The 13057-nt window shown below is 44.3% G+C and carries 11 protein-coding genes and 1 tRNA gene; 5 read left to right on the top strand and 7 right to left on the bottom strand.

The genetic code is table 11. The annotated features are described in order from the left end of the window. Positions 1-258: 258 nt before the first annotated feature. From QE357_RS09060 to QE357_RS09050, 3 genes are all read left to right on the top strand, one after another. A complete protein-coding gene (locus QE357_RS09060; RefSeq protein ID WP_309706839.1) occupies positions 259-810 on the top strand; it encodes a cob(I)yrinic acid a,c-diamide adenosyltransferase in 552 nt (183 codons plus the stop codon). Positions 811-874: 64 nt separating this feature from the next. After that, positions 875-1939 carry a branched-chain amino acid aminotransferase gene (locus QE357_RS09055; protein WP_307142806.1) on the top strand — a complete coding sequence of 355 codons (1065 nt, stop codon included), beginning with the start codon at positions 875-877 and terminating at the stop codon, positions 1937-1939. 109 nt (positions 1940-2048) lie between these two features. Beyond that, the gene (locus tag QE357_RS09050; protein WP_309706835.1) at positions 2049-3017 is read left to right on the top strand and encodes an esterase-like activity of phytase family protein; all 969 of its coding nucleotides are present in this window, start codon (positions 2049-2051) and stop codon (positions 3015-3017) included. Between the two features lie 121 nt (positions 3018-3138). Here QE357_RS09050 and QE357_RS09045 read toward each other — a convergent pair whose 3' ends face one another. The 5 genes from QE357_RS09045 to QE357_RS09025 all read right to left on the bottom strand — a co-directional run bounded on the left by QE357_RS09045 (position 3139) and on the right by QE357_RS09025 (position 8067). Next, a complete protein-coding gene (locus QE357_RS09045) occupies positions 3139-3888 on the bottom strand; it encodes an alpha/beta hydrolase (RefSeq protein ID WP_309706833.1) in 750 nt (249 codons plus the stop codon). A 115-nt stretch (positions 3889-4003) separates the two neighbouring features. Then, on the bottom strand, positions 4004-4660 hold the full coding sequence (locus tag QE357_RS09040; RefSeq protein ID WP_157830437.1) for a hypothetical protein: 657 nt from the start codon (positions 4658-4660) through the stop codon (positions 4004-4006). 184 nt (positions 4661-4844) lie between these two features. Next, positions 4845-6095 (bottom strand): ATP-dependent Clp protease ATP-binding subunit ClpX, encoded by a 1251-nt coding sequence (gene clpX, locus QE357_RS09035; protein WP_106638052.1) that lies wholly within the window; start codon positions 6093-6095, stop codon positions 4845-4847. 27 nt (positions 6096-6122) lie between these two features. Next, positions 6123-7214, bottom strand: a complete 1092-nt coding sequence (locus QE357_RS09030; protein WP_309706831.1) for an acyltransferase — start codon at positions 7212-7214, stop codon at positions 6123-6125. A 157-nt stretch (positions 7215-7371) separates the two neighbouring features. Then, entirely contained in the window at positions 7372-8067 is a 696-nt protein-coding gene (locus QE357_RS09025; RefSeq protein WP_106638054.1) for a ClpP family protease, read from the bottom strand. 228 nt (positions 8068-8295) lie between these two features. On the opposite strand from QE357_RS09025, the gene QE357_RS09020 reads away from it, so the two are divergent. Next, positions 8296-8652, top strand: a complete 357-nt coding sequence (locus tag QE357_RS09020; RefSeq protein ID WP_309706828.1) for a helix-turn-helix transcriptional regulator — start codon at positions 8296-8298, stop codon at positions 8650-8652. A gap of 201 nt (positions 8653-8853) precedes the next feature. On the opposite strand, the gene tig is transcribed toward QE357_RS09020, so the two are convergent. Both tig and QE357_RS09010 read right to left on the bottom strand, forming a co-directional pair. Continuing rightward, a complete protein-coding gene (gene tig / locus QE357_RS09015; protein ID WP_106638056.1) occupies positions 8854-10173 on the bottom strand; it encodes a trigger factor in 1320 nt (439 codons plus the stop codon). 175 nt (positions 10174-10348) lie between these two features. After that, positions 10349-10430 (bottom strand) — tRNA-Leu (locus QE357_RS09010). 284 nt (positions 10431-10714) lie between these two features. Between QE357_RS09010 and QE357_RS09005 the strand changes: the two genes are divergently transcribed. Beyond that, entirely contained in the window at positions 10715-12973 is a 2259-nt protein-coding gene (locus QE357_RS09005) for a bifunctional (p)ppGpp synthetase/guanosine-3',5'-bis(diphosphate) 3'-pyrophosphohydrolase (RefSeq protein ID WP_106638057.1), read from the top strand. Positions 12974-13057: the final 84 nt, after the last annotated feature.

Raw genomic sequence — 13057 nt, 5'->3', positions numbered from 1 at the left:
GGCTGTGGTTTCGGGCCGCAAAGTTACGACGAACTCGTCGTTGAGATTGTGATTACTTCCGAAAACCTTTCATTTATTCCTTGCTTCTGGCTTCATAGGTCACTAAATTTTCCTCATTCCGTGTTATAACATTCATTTTCAAAGAACATCGGGCTAGTTATTAAATTAGTTGTCAAGACAATTAATTTTTAAATTCTACGGACGGGCTTTGCCGAAAACCTTTAGTTTTGCAGTTACTATAACACGCGAAGGTCAGGCATGAAGATTTACACCAAAACCGGAGACACAGGTACTACCTCTTTAATCAGTGGTCGTCGTATTTCGAAGGCCGATTTACGCATTGAGGTATTCGGCACTGTAGACGAACTGAACAGTTACGTAGGTCTGGTTCGGGATCAGGCGGTGAATGAAAACCGCCGATCTCTTTTAAAGGAGATTCAGGATCGGCTTTTTACCATTGGCTCCCATCTGGCAGATGACCCGGAACGGCATTCCAGAAAACCGCTGCCCGACTTACAGCGAGAAGACGTCACGTTAATTGAACTCGCCATCGACGCTATGGAACAGGAACTTCCCGCTCTGCGTCATTTTGTCCTACCCGGCGGCCATCCTTCCGTTTCTTTTGCTCACCTGGCCCGAACCGTTTGCCGGAGGGCTGAAAGACAGGTGGTTCTCCTCAGCGAGAAGGCTCAGGTAGAGGACATCATCATTCAATATTTAAACCGATTATCCGATTACTTTTTTGTACTTTCCCGAAAAATGGCTCAGGAATTACAGGTCGAAGAAGTAAAGTGGATTCCCAGAGTCTAATTTCGAAACCGATTCTGCAACAAAACATAACGCATTCCCATTCATTTTGTAAATTCTTTGCCCCATGATTGACACACTGCCCATAGACATCCAACAGACCAGTCAAAGCCGGATTGGCGAGTTAAATCTTGATCAACTGGTTTTTGGCCGCACTTTTGCCGATCATATGTTCGTCGCGGACTTTGATGGCAAAGAATGGACCGATCTACGTATCGTACCTTACGGCGACATGGCTTTCTCTCCGGCCCTGATGCCCTTACATTATGGTCAGGCTATTTTTGAAGGCATGAAAGCCTACAAATCAGCGGATGGCGAAGTATTAATTTTCCGTCCCCAGGAAAATGCGGCCCGCCTGAACAGATCGGCTCATCGCCTTTGCATGGCCGAGATTCCAGAAGATATTTTTCTGGCGGGGTTGTATGAGTTGTTAAAGCTCGATTCTCAGTGGGTACCCCAACGCGATAACTACTCGCTGTACATCCGTCCGTTCATGTTCGCTACGGATGAGTACATTGGCGTATCTCCTTCTAAAAAATACCGTTTCATCATTTTTAACTGTCCAGTAGGAGCTTACTACTCGAAACCCGTCAAGGTGAAAGTAGAAACGCAGTACGTTCGGGCGGCTCCCGGCGGAACGGGTGCTGCCAAATGTGCAGGTAACTACGCGGCTTCGCTTTATCCCGCTAAACTGGCTCAGGAAGAAGGCTACGATCAGTTGATCTGGACGGATGGTGCCGAGCACAAATATGTAGAAGAAGCCGGAACTATGAACTTCATGTTCGTGATTGACGGCAAACTGGTTACGCCTGCCGTAAGCGACAGCATTCTGGACGGCATTACCCGTAAATCCATCGTTCAGATCGCCAAAGATTGGGGTATGGAAGTGGAAGAACGTAAGGTTTCTATCGCTGAGTTAATCGAAAACCTCGAAAATGGCCGTCTGGAAGAGGCTTTTGGAGCGGGTACGGCAGCCGTAGTTTCGCCAATCTCGACGATTGGTTACGAAGGCAAAAACTTCGAACTTCCCGAAATTAAGGCTGATAGTTTCGCTAATCGCGTAAAAGCGTATCTGGACGATATCAAATACGGTCGTGTAGAAGATACGCACAACTGGATCGTTCGTCTCTAATTCTTTTTTGAGTAGTGATGCGTGTTCAGACTACTTTTTGATTTCATGGGAAAGCCCGCCTAACGGTGGGCTTTTTTCGTATCTTTCTTGAGCCATACCTTACTTAGCTATGAAAACGATAGGATTATTTTTTCTGCTCTGGACCGCCGCTCTGGTAGCCGAGGCCCAACATTTCCGGCTGGAATTATTGAAATGGTATAACCTCAGCGATTCCACCACTCTTCAGAACGATCCCTATTTTGGGGGCTTGTCGGGCATTGAATACGTCCCTAAACTTGGGAAATGGTACCTGGTAACGGATGGAGCCGATTCCACTCGCCAGAGTTACTTGTTTGAATTTGATTCCTTATTTAATACCTGGAATTACAAACGCTGGAAACTTAATAAAATCCATAGTGCCGAGTCGGTTAGATTTGACAAAGCAGATTCTTCGCTGTATTTCACTACTGAATTAGGAGCTGAAAAAACGTACGGGGAGTTTCTGAAATTGAAGAAAGACTCAACCGTTCATACGCTGGCCAGCTACCAGGATTTTGAAGACAATAAAGGTTTTGAAGCCATGGCTCTGGACAGCAACCGGGTTCTGTGGGGAGCCAGCGAATGGCCCCAAACACCCAATAATCCTTACTGTCAGGTAACCGGATATGGACTGAATCAGGGGGATACTTTGGTTCGGGCCTTATATCCGCTGGACCGGAATGCTTGTGGTTATCCCGATAATGGCATTTCTGAAATGTTACTGGCTCGGGATGGGCAGTTATTATTTCTGGAAAGATGCTGGACGGGTGAACGCGATCAAAGTAACTATTCCATTCGTCTGTTCACGACTTACATTCCCAAAACCGGCTCTACCGTAGGTTCACAGTCAACGAGTCTACTGGAAAAGAATCCGGTAGAGGTGAACTGGGGCGGTGTTCATCTGGATAATATTGAAGGCATGTCCTGGGGTCCGATTGTTAACGGAAACCGAACGCTGGTATTAATTTCGGATAATAATTTCAACAAGTTTGATCGGAATAAAACGCCAGAAAATCGCCAGAAATCTCAGCTAATCATCCTGAAAGTGTTACCCGATTAACTTAATAATTCATCGTTTGAGCGTTTGATTTGGGTTAAATGGGTGATAGCGAAGGGTAACTAGAAGCCTCGCTGTTCACTAACTCAACCGATGGATCAAACGCTCAAATCCAATTTTCAAACTATATTTCTTTCAAAGAAGCTTCACGTTCTACTCTTTGCCAAAAAGACTGAATGATTTCCAGACAGTCGTCAGGTTCTTCCGTCATCCCCATGTGACCCGCTTTTTCCAAAATCAACTGACTGCTATTAGGCGTTAACTGCACCTGTTCCATGGCCTCCTCAGGCTTCACGGCTTTGTCTTTCATGCCAATAATAAACAACACAGGATAGGTCGCCTTCTCCAGCACCTGCCGCCGATCCGGGCGGTCTTTCATCGCCTGCATCCCGGCGATGAGGGCTTCTGGTGGCAGTTGGGAGACGTGCGTAATGTGCTCTTCCAGAACACCAGGGTTATTCTCCGCAAATGCATCGCTGTACATATTTTTCACAAATCCCTGAAGAAAACCTGCGGGTCCTTTTTCCTTAATTGCGGCTACATTTTTGTCGCGATTGGCTTTTTTTTCTTCCGTATCCGCATAAGCCGTAGAATGAAACAAACCTAGTCCTTCTATAAACTCAGGATGTTTTTCGGCCAGAGCCAAGGCTATGTAGCCCCCCATCGAATGACCAATTACCACACCCCGCTCCACGCCCTGAGAGCGTAGGTCCTTATACACCGCTTCGGCATATTCGTCAATCGTCTTTAAATCGGATCGGGACGCATAACTGGGTGTTAGTACATTGGTGGCAGGCCAGAAAGCCGCTTTGATGGTGTCCCAGACTTTAGCATCTTCTCCGTATCCGTGTAATAAAATGAGTGGCGTTATCATATCTTTTCCTTGTTAATAGGTTTGAACAAATTTCCGGAAAGTTGTAAAAAAAATACACCCGAAAAAAGATAGGCTCTTTCCCCGGGTGTACGTTGATGAAGTGTGACTGTTATTCCTATACGCTATCTAATAAACCGATCAGCAGGATTACCGCACCAATAACCATCATAATCAAACCAATGATCTGTACCACGTTCACTGGGATAATCAGGAAGATTACGCCGACTAATAACAGAATCAAACCCACTTTAACGTTCTGGCTTAGTGCGTTTGTTTTGTTAGCTTTTTTCGCTTTAGCCAGTTGCTTCTGCACTTTCTTAGTGACCAATTTGGTCATCATTTTATTAGCTACTACGCTTTTCTGAGCAGCATTCAGGTTATCTGAACTAGCTTTTTTCTGAATTTTAGCCAGTTTCTTCTGAATTACTAATGCTTGTTTTTCGAACGCAGTACCCTTCGTCTGAGTTACCAGTCTTTCAGAAGCACTGGCAATCATTTCGGGAGTAACTTTAGGTAACGTAACAGGCTTTTCAGCAGAAGCGGGTTGATCTGTAGTTTTCGCTACCGCTACTGGAGCCTGCGTTTCTGGCGTTTGCACTGGCGTTACTTCCGTGGCAACCGCCTCTGAAGTGGCAGGGGTAGTAGTTTTTGCAGCTACTTGACGCTCGTAAGAAGGAGCGGTAGATTTTTGAAATCCTGTCGTTGCAGAGCGATTACAGGACGTCAACCATAACATCGACCCGACAGTCGATAACAGTAAGATTTTACGCATAGGGAAAGTTGATTTAAATAGAGTTAATACAGGAAATACAGGCACGGACCTAAAAAAACGAATGCCCTAGTCGAAACCAGAGCATTACATTTTAACCTACCTGAATTTTTGTTTATCGACTTTCCCAATATGAGGAATTTATTACTCCAAAAGACGGATCGTCAGTACAACCCGGTAGAAGCTATTACGCAACTTTCTTCATCATAAAGAAAGCCGACCGTTCGAATTTCTCACGGGCATAATTCAGCGAAATCGTGAATTCCTGTACGCCTTCTTCGGAGGGTAATTCAAACATGGCATCGGTCATGATGGCTTCGCAGATGGAACGCAACCCCCGAGCTCCCAGTTTGTATTCATTGGCCTGATCAACGATGTATTCCAATACGTCGTCTTCAAACTGAAGCTGAATTCCCTCCATGTTGAAGAGCTTTTCGTATTGCTTCGTCAAAGCGTTTTTAGGCTCCGTCAGAATTTTACGAAGGGTAAATTTGTCCAATGGGTCCAGCGAAGTAATGACTGGTAAACGTCCCAGCAATTCAGGGATTAGACCATAAGACTTTAAATCCTGGTGGTTAACCATCCGCAGTAATTGCTGAGATTCGAGCAAACGAGACGTATTGTCGTCTTTTGTGAATCCAATTGGGCGAGTATTCAGACGCTTCGAGATGTGACGTTGTACGCCGTCGAAAGCTCCACCGCAAATAAAGAGAATGTGTTCGGTATTAATCGGAACCAGTTTCTGTTCGGGGTGCTTGCGACCACCCTGAGGAGGAACGTTAACGATTGACCCTTCCAGTAACTTCAATAAAGCCTGTTGAACACCTTCGCCAGATACATCACGGGTAATGCTTGGGTTATCCGACTTACGGGCAATTTTATCGATTTCATCAATGTAGACAATACCGCGTTCGGCTGCTTCAACGTCGTAATCAGCAGCCTGAAGTAAACGGCTCAGAATGCTCTCCACGTCTTCGCCTACGTAACCAGCTTCGGTAATAACTGTGGCATCGGCTACAGCGAAAGGTACCTGAAGAATTTTAGCAATGGTACGAGCCAGGTACGTCTTACCCGTACCCGTCTCTCCTACCATGATGACATTGGATTTCTCAATGTAAATGTCATCGTTGGTTTTCTGTTGCTGTAAACGCTTGTAATGGTTATATACGGCTACACTCAGTACTTTCTTGGCATCGTCCTGACCAATCACGTACTGGTCCATGAACTTTTTGATTTCCTGCGGCTTGGGTACTTTTAGAATTTGAAACGCTGGTTGGGGTTCTTTTTTCTTCACGGGTTGTTTAACACCCAGTTCCTCCTGCACCAATTCAAACCCCTGCTCAATACAGAAGTTACAAATCAGAGCGTCCATTCCTGATAATAATAAATCTACATCCTTCTTTTTTCGCCCACAAAACGAGCACGTACTTGCATCCATTCGCATGTCTTTCTCAGGTGATACTATCTATTTTTTTGCCGACTGTTTAGCACTCCCTCTGGACCATTTGACAATGGGCATCTCTACATTCTTGTGGATTTTCCAGCTTAGCCAGAAAATTAGTAACATAAGACCCATGTCTGCCATTCCGAGAGCCCAAACCGAAGAAAAGCCAGCCTTGAAAAGTAATTTATTCGCAAAAACAATGACGGGGAAGTGCATCAGATAAATCACGTAAGAAGCATCTCCCAGGTGAATCAGCAAATTTGGAACCCGATACGCATGAGAACGATCGGCTTCCACAAATCCCCAAACTATCAATAGTGAAGGTATACCCAGATTCCAAACGCGGGTCATATCGCCTCCCGTTCGGGGTGCCAGATAAAAAGCTGCTAAAAGCCCAATCAAAATTACTAACCAAAACTGATTCAAGCGGAATCTTTTGTGGAGATAATAAACCGAAACTCCGAAAAGAAATTCCAAATTAATGGGACTTAGTAAAAAAAATCTGACGATGCCACTGCCAAAAAGCCACCCGTGGGAAAAGATGTAAAAGGAATTAACGATGGTTCCCAGGGTTAAAGCTACTAAAATCCAGGCAGAATGCCGGGACACTAGTAATAAGGCAAATAACAGATAGAAATATATTTCGTGCGACAATGTCCAGGTAACGGCATCGAGTGCAATATGTTCTGGATATAAAGTCAACGTTTTTATTAAGTTAATCCAGTCAAACGGATAAGCATCGGCCACTAACGCGGGTTGTAATTTTTGAATGGCGAGCATTGCCAATAATAAAGGCACTACGAAAAACCAGTAAACGGGATATACCCGATAGAACCTTTTTTCAAGATAAGGAACCAGTTCACGAGGCTGATTAATGTATTTGGCACTGGTATGAGCAATGATGAAACCGCTAATGACAAAAAACAGATCGACGCCCGCATAACCAATGTTGAACCAGTCAAAAAGAAAGGTCTGCTGATAGGTACGGGAGATGTTTTCGGAAATATGATATAAAGTAACGACGATGGCTGCTAAACCCCTCAGCATTTGAATAGAGTTATAACGAACGACAGCATTACTCAACGTTGAAGGGCTCAAGGGGACGGAACTCATGGGTTTGAAATAAACTAGAATTTGCGTGGGTTAAGGGCTTTTATATAAAGTCTATAGTATTCTACTTATTTCCTACTCATTTGTTTTTTTCACAAAGATATAAAAATCCCCCGACCTCTTTGAGAAGCCGGGGGATTCGTTTACCAGGGGTATTCACCTATTTTTCACGGTGTAGTACTTCATCAATTAAACCATAGGCTTTCGCTTCGTCAGCACGGAACCATTTATCACGATCTGAATCAACTTCGATTTGCTCCTTGGTTTGTCCGGTATGGTTCGCCAGGATCGTGTATAATTCATCCCGAAGTTTCACGATTTCGCGAGCCGTGATTTCAATATCTACCGACTGTCCCTGAGCACCACCACTAGGTTGGTGAATCATTACCCGGGCGTGGGGAAGAGCCGAGCGTTTGCCCGCTGCACCACCGGCCAATAATACCGCTCCCATCGAAGCCGCTAAGCTCGTACAAATGGTTGCTACGTCAGGACGGATATACTGCATGGTGTCGTAAATACCCAGACCGGCGTATACAGAACCACCGGGCGAGTTGATATACATCATAATATCCCGCTTGGAATCAGCTGATTCGAGGAATAGCATCTGAGCTACTACAATGTTAGCAATACTATCGTCTACGGGCGTTCCAAAAAAGATGATACGGTCGGCCATTAAGCGGGAAAATACGTCTACTTCACGGAAAGGCATGGGACGCTCTTCGATCACGGCACGGGTCATGTTTTCAATGTGATGGCTAGCTGCTCCTCCTACTTGTTGCAGGTAACGATCAACAGATAAGCCATTCAGACCACGGTGGTGTACGGCGTATTTACGGAATTCTTCAGCGTTCAACATATAATTAGCGTTTGTATTAATTAGTTTCTGATTCTTTATATTGCCGAACCAGGAATGTACGAATCTGTTCACTGAAATCTAAAAAAACAAATCCAGCGAAAAAACAGACGATTTCTGGCCGAAATTCTGACATTCTGTCCGATCTTTTAACTGGTACAAAGTTGCTAGCATCCGCAACAATCTGTCGTTGAAATTTCCGGTAATTCATCGGAATAACTTGAGATCTCCATGAAAATTCACGAAAAAATACGGACACTTCGCCTCGAAAAAGGCTATTCCCAGGAAGCTATGGCCGAGGAATTACACATTTCAACTACGGCCTATGGAGATATGGAACGAGGGAAAACTGAACTGACGATTAGTCGGCTGGAGCAGGTATTACAGATTCTAGGAACCCAGACAGAAGTCTTTTTCAATCCAAATTCCAGCGAAAAAATTATGCTGGAAAATGAGAAACTTCGGATAGAAAACGAAAAGCTAAAACAGGAGAATCGATACTTAAGGGAAAAATTTGAAGAACGCGTTTTGTCTGAGCTCTACCGAATCGGTGCTGCCACCCGCCGCGAACCCATTGGATTTAAATAAATTTGAGGAAGTTTGACATGCGTTTGCTGTGTGAAAGTATGAATGACGGCGAGATTTAGCACCTGCTCTAATGCTCAAACGATTTTTTATCAAACACTCAGCCGATACTCAAACCCAGTAACGAAAAAAGGTTTGAAGCGGTAACGTGTTTTAACGCTCCAACTTCAAACCTTTTTAATCTATACTCAAACTTTCTAATGCTTACTCAGCTAAACCCGACTTTGCTTTGAAGCTTTCTACGTCGATGGGTTGTGCATTGGTTTTAACCTGAGTCAGGATGAAGTCCATCGTTTTGCCACCGTATACGCGGTTAAACACGTTCATGTAGTTCTGACCCTTGTTTTCCTGGAGGTAGTTCTGAGCAACTTTTTTGATTACATCGCCCATTCCGTTGTCATCACCGTAGATACCGAATTGCTGACGAACCATTGCTTCTGCGTACGTATTTACGTCTTCTGCTTCTACTTTGATATCAGCCGCTTCAGCAACTTTGTTACGGATCAGCGTCCAGCGAAGATCACTAGCGAATTTGTCGAAATCTTTCTCAACTTCTTCTTCCGTGATTTCACCCTGATTTGTTTCCAGTAACCACTGCTTCAGGAATTCGTTAGGCAGTTCGATCTGAACGTTTTCCAACAACATTTTCTGAATGTCGTCACGTAACAGGAACTCTGCTTCACGCTTGTAGTTTTCCTGAATAATCTTAGTCAGTTCCGTTTTGAATTCCTCTTCGGAAGAGACTTTTCCAGGGCCTAATACTTTATCAAAAAACTCCTGATTCAGTTCAGCTTCCTGATTACGAGTAATGTCTTCAATCGTGAATTCAAATTCACCAGAAAGATCCTCACGGCTCGTCGCCAGTTTCAGACCATTCGCATCGGCGAATAATTTTTGAATATCGAATGTCAGAACTTCGTCTTTTTTCTTACCTAAGAACCAGCCTAACGCTTCTTCCGTCAATTTGTCCGTAGGGATGGCCGATTTCTCTGTGTACTCCCCTTGTTTGAACGTTCCGTATACGAGGTCGCCAGCGGCTACTTCTTCTACGTGAGCGTGTTCGCCCGTACGTTTTTTCAGGTCAGCCAAGGTATCTTCGTATTCTTTCTCACCCGCCTGGATTTCAAAGGCATTAACTTCAGGAAGTTTCGTAAAGTCAATGTCAAAATCAGAAGCCAGACCTAAGTTGTAAACAAATTCGAATTCTTTCTGCGTATCCCAATCGATTCCGTTAGCCTTCTCACGGTCGGGCATAGGATCACCTACTACTAATAACTTAGATTCACGCAGGTAATCATTTACTGCTTTGGAAAGCGTCTCGTTCACTTCATCTACGAGGATGCTTTTTCCGTATAAACGCTGAATAACCGAAGCAGGAACTTTACCAGGACGGAATCCTTTGATGTTCGCTTGTTTCGTATATTCTTTGATTTTCTTATCTACCTGAGGCTGATAGTCTGCGGGAGTTAACGCAATTTTCAGAGAAGCTTCGGTAGTGCTGCTTTTGTCGAGCGTAATGTTCATGTTGATCTAGAATCGAAATCCGTATCTGAGTCTATTTGCTCTTAAACGTAAGTTCAGATATGAAATGAATACGGAAATTAAAGAATACAAATGGACTAAAAATTAAAAAAACCCTCAGAATCAGGGACTCTGAGGGCTAAATCACCTGCTGCACTCAGCATCGGTTTTTTCTACGTACGGACGGGGGGACTCGAACCCCCACGCCTTGCGACACTAGATCCTAAGTCTAGCACGTCTACCAATTCCGCCACGTCCGTATAACCTGGGATCTTCCGTTTCAAAGTCGAATCTGCAACAGACCTTCCTTTGATTTCGGAACGCAAAGGTAAGCTCTTATTTTACCTTTGTCAATACCTTTTCACACTTTCTTATAATTTTTATTTCAAGTCGCTAATGTTACCATTCTGTTATATATATTAGTTCTATGATGTTTTCTCCGTTAGAATACTTCACTACCTTAATCCCCAAAAACTGAAGAGTTGTTCTTCTTTGTAATAAAAGACTTAACCCTTCTTCAATCCCATTTGATAACAGGGTGCTAATGAGTACTGTGGAACTTACGATTGACCTAGAGGCGGAACGCCAGGAAATACTGAAACGCTACCGCAAACTTTTGCGGACAGCTAAACCTTTTTTGAAGGACAATGATGCCAAATTAATCAAGAAGGCATTTACGCTGGCCGCTGACGCCCATAAGGACATGCGACGCAAAACGGGGGAACCTTACATTTACCACCCCATTGCTGTTGCTCAGATTTGTGTGGAAGAAATCGGCTTAGGAACAACGGCCATCATCTGTGCTCTTATGCACGATGTGGTGGAAGATACCGACATTACACTGGATGATATTGAAGCCATGTTTGGGAACAAAGTGGCTAAGATCATTGATGGCTTAACTAAAATTGCTGGGATTTTTGAACAGGGAGCTTCGGCTCAGGCGGAAAACTTCCGCAAGCTGTTATTAACCCTTTCAGAAGATGTTCGGGTAATCCTCATCAAGCTCGCCGACCGTTTGCATAATATGCGGACACTCAGTTCGATGAGCCGGGATAAACAGCTAAAAATTGCTTCTGAGACTACGTATCTGTACGCTCCCCTCGCCCACCGGCTGGGTTTGTATACGATCAAAACGGAGCTGGAAGATTTATACCTGAAGTATGCAGAGCCCAAGATTTATAAAGAAATCGCGGCAAAACTGAAGTCAACCAAAACCCGGCGACAACAGTTTATTCGGGAATTTATTCGGCCCATTGAGAAAGATCTTCGCAGTGAAAACATTCCCTTTATTATCAAAGGACGGCCCAAGTCCATTCACTCGATCTGGAATAAAATTAAAAATCAGGGCAAAAGCTTCGAAGAGATTTATGATCTTTTTGCCATTCGGGTGATTATTGATTCTACCCCTGATCAGGAAAAGTCGCTTTGCTGGCGGGCTTATTCTATCGTAACGGATCATTATCGTCCTAACCCTGAGCGTCTCCGTGACTGGATTTCTAATCCACGGGCCAACGGTTATGAATCCTTGCATACCACCGTCATGAGTAGCTCTGGTCAGTGGGTGGAAGTGCAGGTTCGTTCCCGTCGGATGGATGAAATTGCCGAAAAAGGGTACGCCGCTCACTGGAAATACAAGGGGAACAACACTAACGTTAACGAAGGCATCGACGCCTGGCTGAATCAGGTTCGGGAAGTGCTGGAGCATAATGATAGCTCAGCCATCGAGTTTATTAATGATTTCCGGGGCCATTTATTTCAGGATGAAGTCTTTGTCTTTACTCCCAAAGGCGACCTGAAAGTATTGCAGGCCGGCTCGACTGCTTTGGATTTTGCGTATTCCATTCACTCTCAAATTGGGTCACGCTGTCTGGGAGCCAAGGTCAATGGCAAACTCGTTGAGATTAGTCATGTCCTGAAAAATGGCGATCAGGTAGAAATTTTAACTTCAACCAAGCAATCGCCCCGCGAGGATTGGCTGAAGTTTGTGATTACGACGAAAGCCCGGGCTAATATCAAAGAAGCCCTGAAGGAGATTAACCGTCAACATGTTAATGAAGGACGGGAAATGGTAAGCAAGAAGCTCAAAAACCTGGGCATTGACTTATCCTTTGACGTAACCAATCAGCTCCGGGCTTACTTCAACGCCCGCGACCCGAATGATTTATTCTACCGTTTCGGGAAAGGCTACCTGCATACAGATGATATTAAACGCTGGAAAATTGCCCGTGATACTCACAAGCGTGCTCTGGAAGCCAAAAACGTCCTTAACAATAGTAATGATGCTCAAGATAGCAAAACCATTGTTAAGGAATTAAAACGGGTACACGGCGACCGGCCCGATTCCGACATGCTGTTGATTGGCGAGGATATGGATAAGTTTGACTATACCCTTTCCGCCTGCTGTCACCCCATTCCCGGCGATGAAGTTTTCGGTTTTGTAACGGTGAATGAAGGCATTAAAATTCATAAAACTACCTGTAAAAACGCCCGTGAGTTACTGTCCACCCATGGCAACCGGGTGATTAAAGCCAAATGGTCAAGCCAGTTAGTAGCCTTTCTGGCGGGTATTCGCATTAAGGGAACCGATCGGGTGGGTCTGGTAAATGATGTGACCAAGGTCATTTCCAAAGAGCACAAAGTGAATATGCGGTCAATTATTGTGGATACTAACGAAGGTGGAATTTTTGACGGAAAAATTAAGTTATACGTCCACGACACCGAGCATTTGAATACGCTGATTTCGAAATTGAAAAAAGTAAAAGGCGTATTCGAGGTTTTGCGTTTTGAATATTCTGAAAATTAAGCAGCTATTCTAACCTCCTCACTACTGAATTATTCATCCAAACTACCACGGACAGGGCTATAATGAATCTAAATTCTTAAGGAG

Source organism: Siphonobacter sp. SORGH_AS_0500 (genome assembly GCF_031453245.1).
GTDB lineage: Bacteria > Bacteroidota > Bacteroidia > Cytophagales > Spirosomataceae > Siphonobacter.
The sequence above is the reverse complement of the archived record's forward strand: the minus strand, read 5'-3'. Positions and strand labels throughout refer to the sequence as shown.

What these genes read in the sequence shown, in the direction of transcription:
- QE357_RS09050 (WP_309706835.1), top strand. Translation starts at nt 2,049, where the DNA reads ATGAAAACGATAGGATTATTTTTTCTGCTCTGGACCGCCGCTCTGGTA.
- tig (WP_106638056.1), bottom strand. Translation starts at nt 10,173, where the DNA reads ATGAACATTACGCTCGACAAAAGCAGCACTACCGAAGCTTCTCTGAAA.
- QE357_RS09030 (WP_309706831.1), bottom strand. Translation starts at nt 7,214, where the DNA reads ATGAGTTCCGTCCCCTTGAGCCCTTCAACGTTGAGTAATGCTGTCGTT.
- QE357_RS09040 (WP_157830437.1), bottom strand. Translation starts at nt 4,660, where the DNA reads ATGCGTAAAATCTTACTGTTATCGACTGTCGGGTCGATGTTATGGTTG.
- QE357_RS09005 (WP_106638057.1), top strand. Translation starts at nt 10,715, where the DNA reads ATGAGTACTGTGGAACTTACGATTGACCTAGAGGCGGAACGCCAGGAA.
- QE357_RS09045 (WP_309706833.1), bottom strand. Translation starts at nt 3,888, where the DNA reads ATGATAACGCCACTCATTTTATTACACGGATACGGAGAAGATGCTAAA.
- QE357_RS09055 (WP_307142806.1), top strand. Translation starts at nt 875, where the DNA reads ATGATTGACACACTGCCCATAGACATCCAACAGACCAGTCAAAGCCGG.
- clpX (WP_106638052.1), bottom strand. Translation starts at nt 6,095, where the DNA reads ATGGATGCAAGTACGTGCTCGTTTTGTGGGCGAAAAAAGAAGGATGTA.
- QE357_RS09060 (WP_309706839.1), top strand. Translation starts at nt 259, where the DNA reads ATGAAGATTTACACCAAAACCGGAGACACAGGTACTACCTCTTTAATC.
- QE357_RS09025 (WP_106638054.1), bottom strand. Translation starts at nt 8,067, where the DNA reads ATGTTGAACGCTGAAGAATTCCGTAAATACGCCGTACACCACCGTGGT.
- QE357_RS09020 (WP_309706828.1), top strand. Translation starts at nt 8,296, where the DNA reads ATGAAAATTCACGAAAAAATACGGACACTTCGCCTCGAAAAAGGCTAT.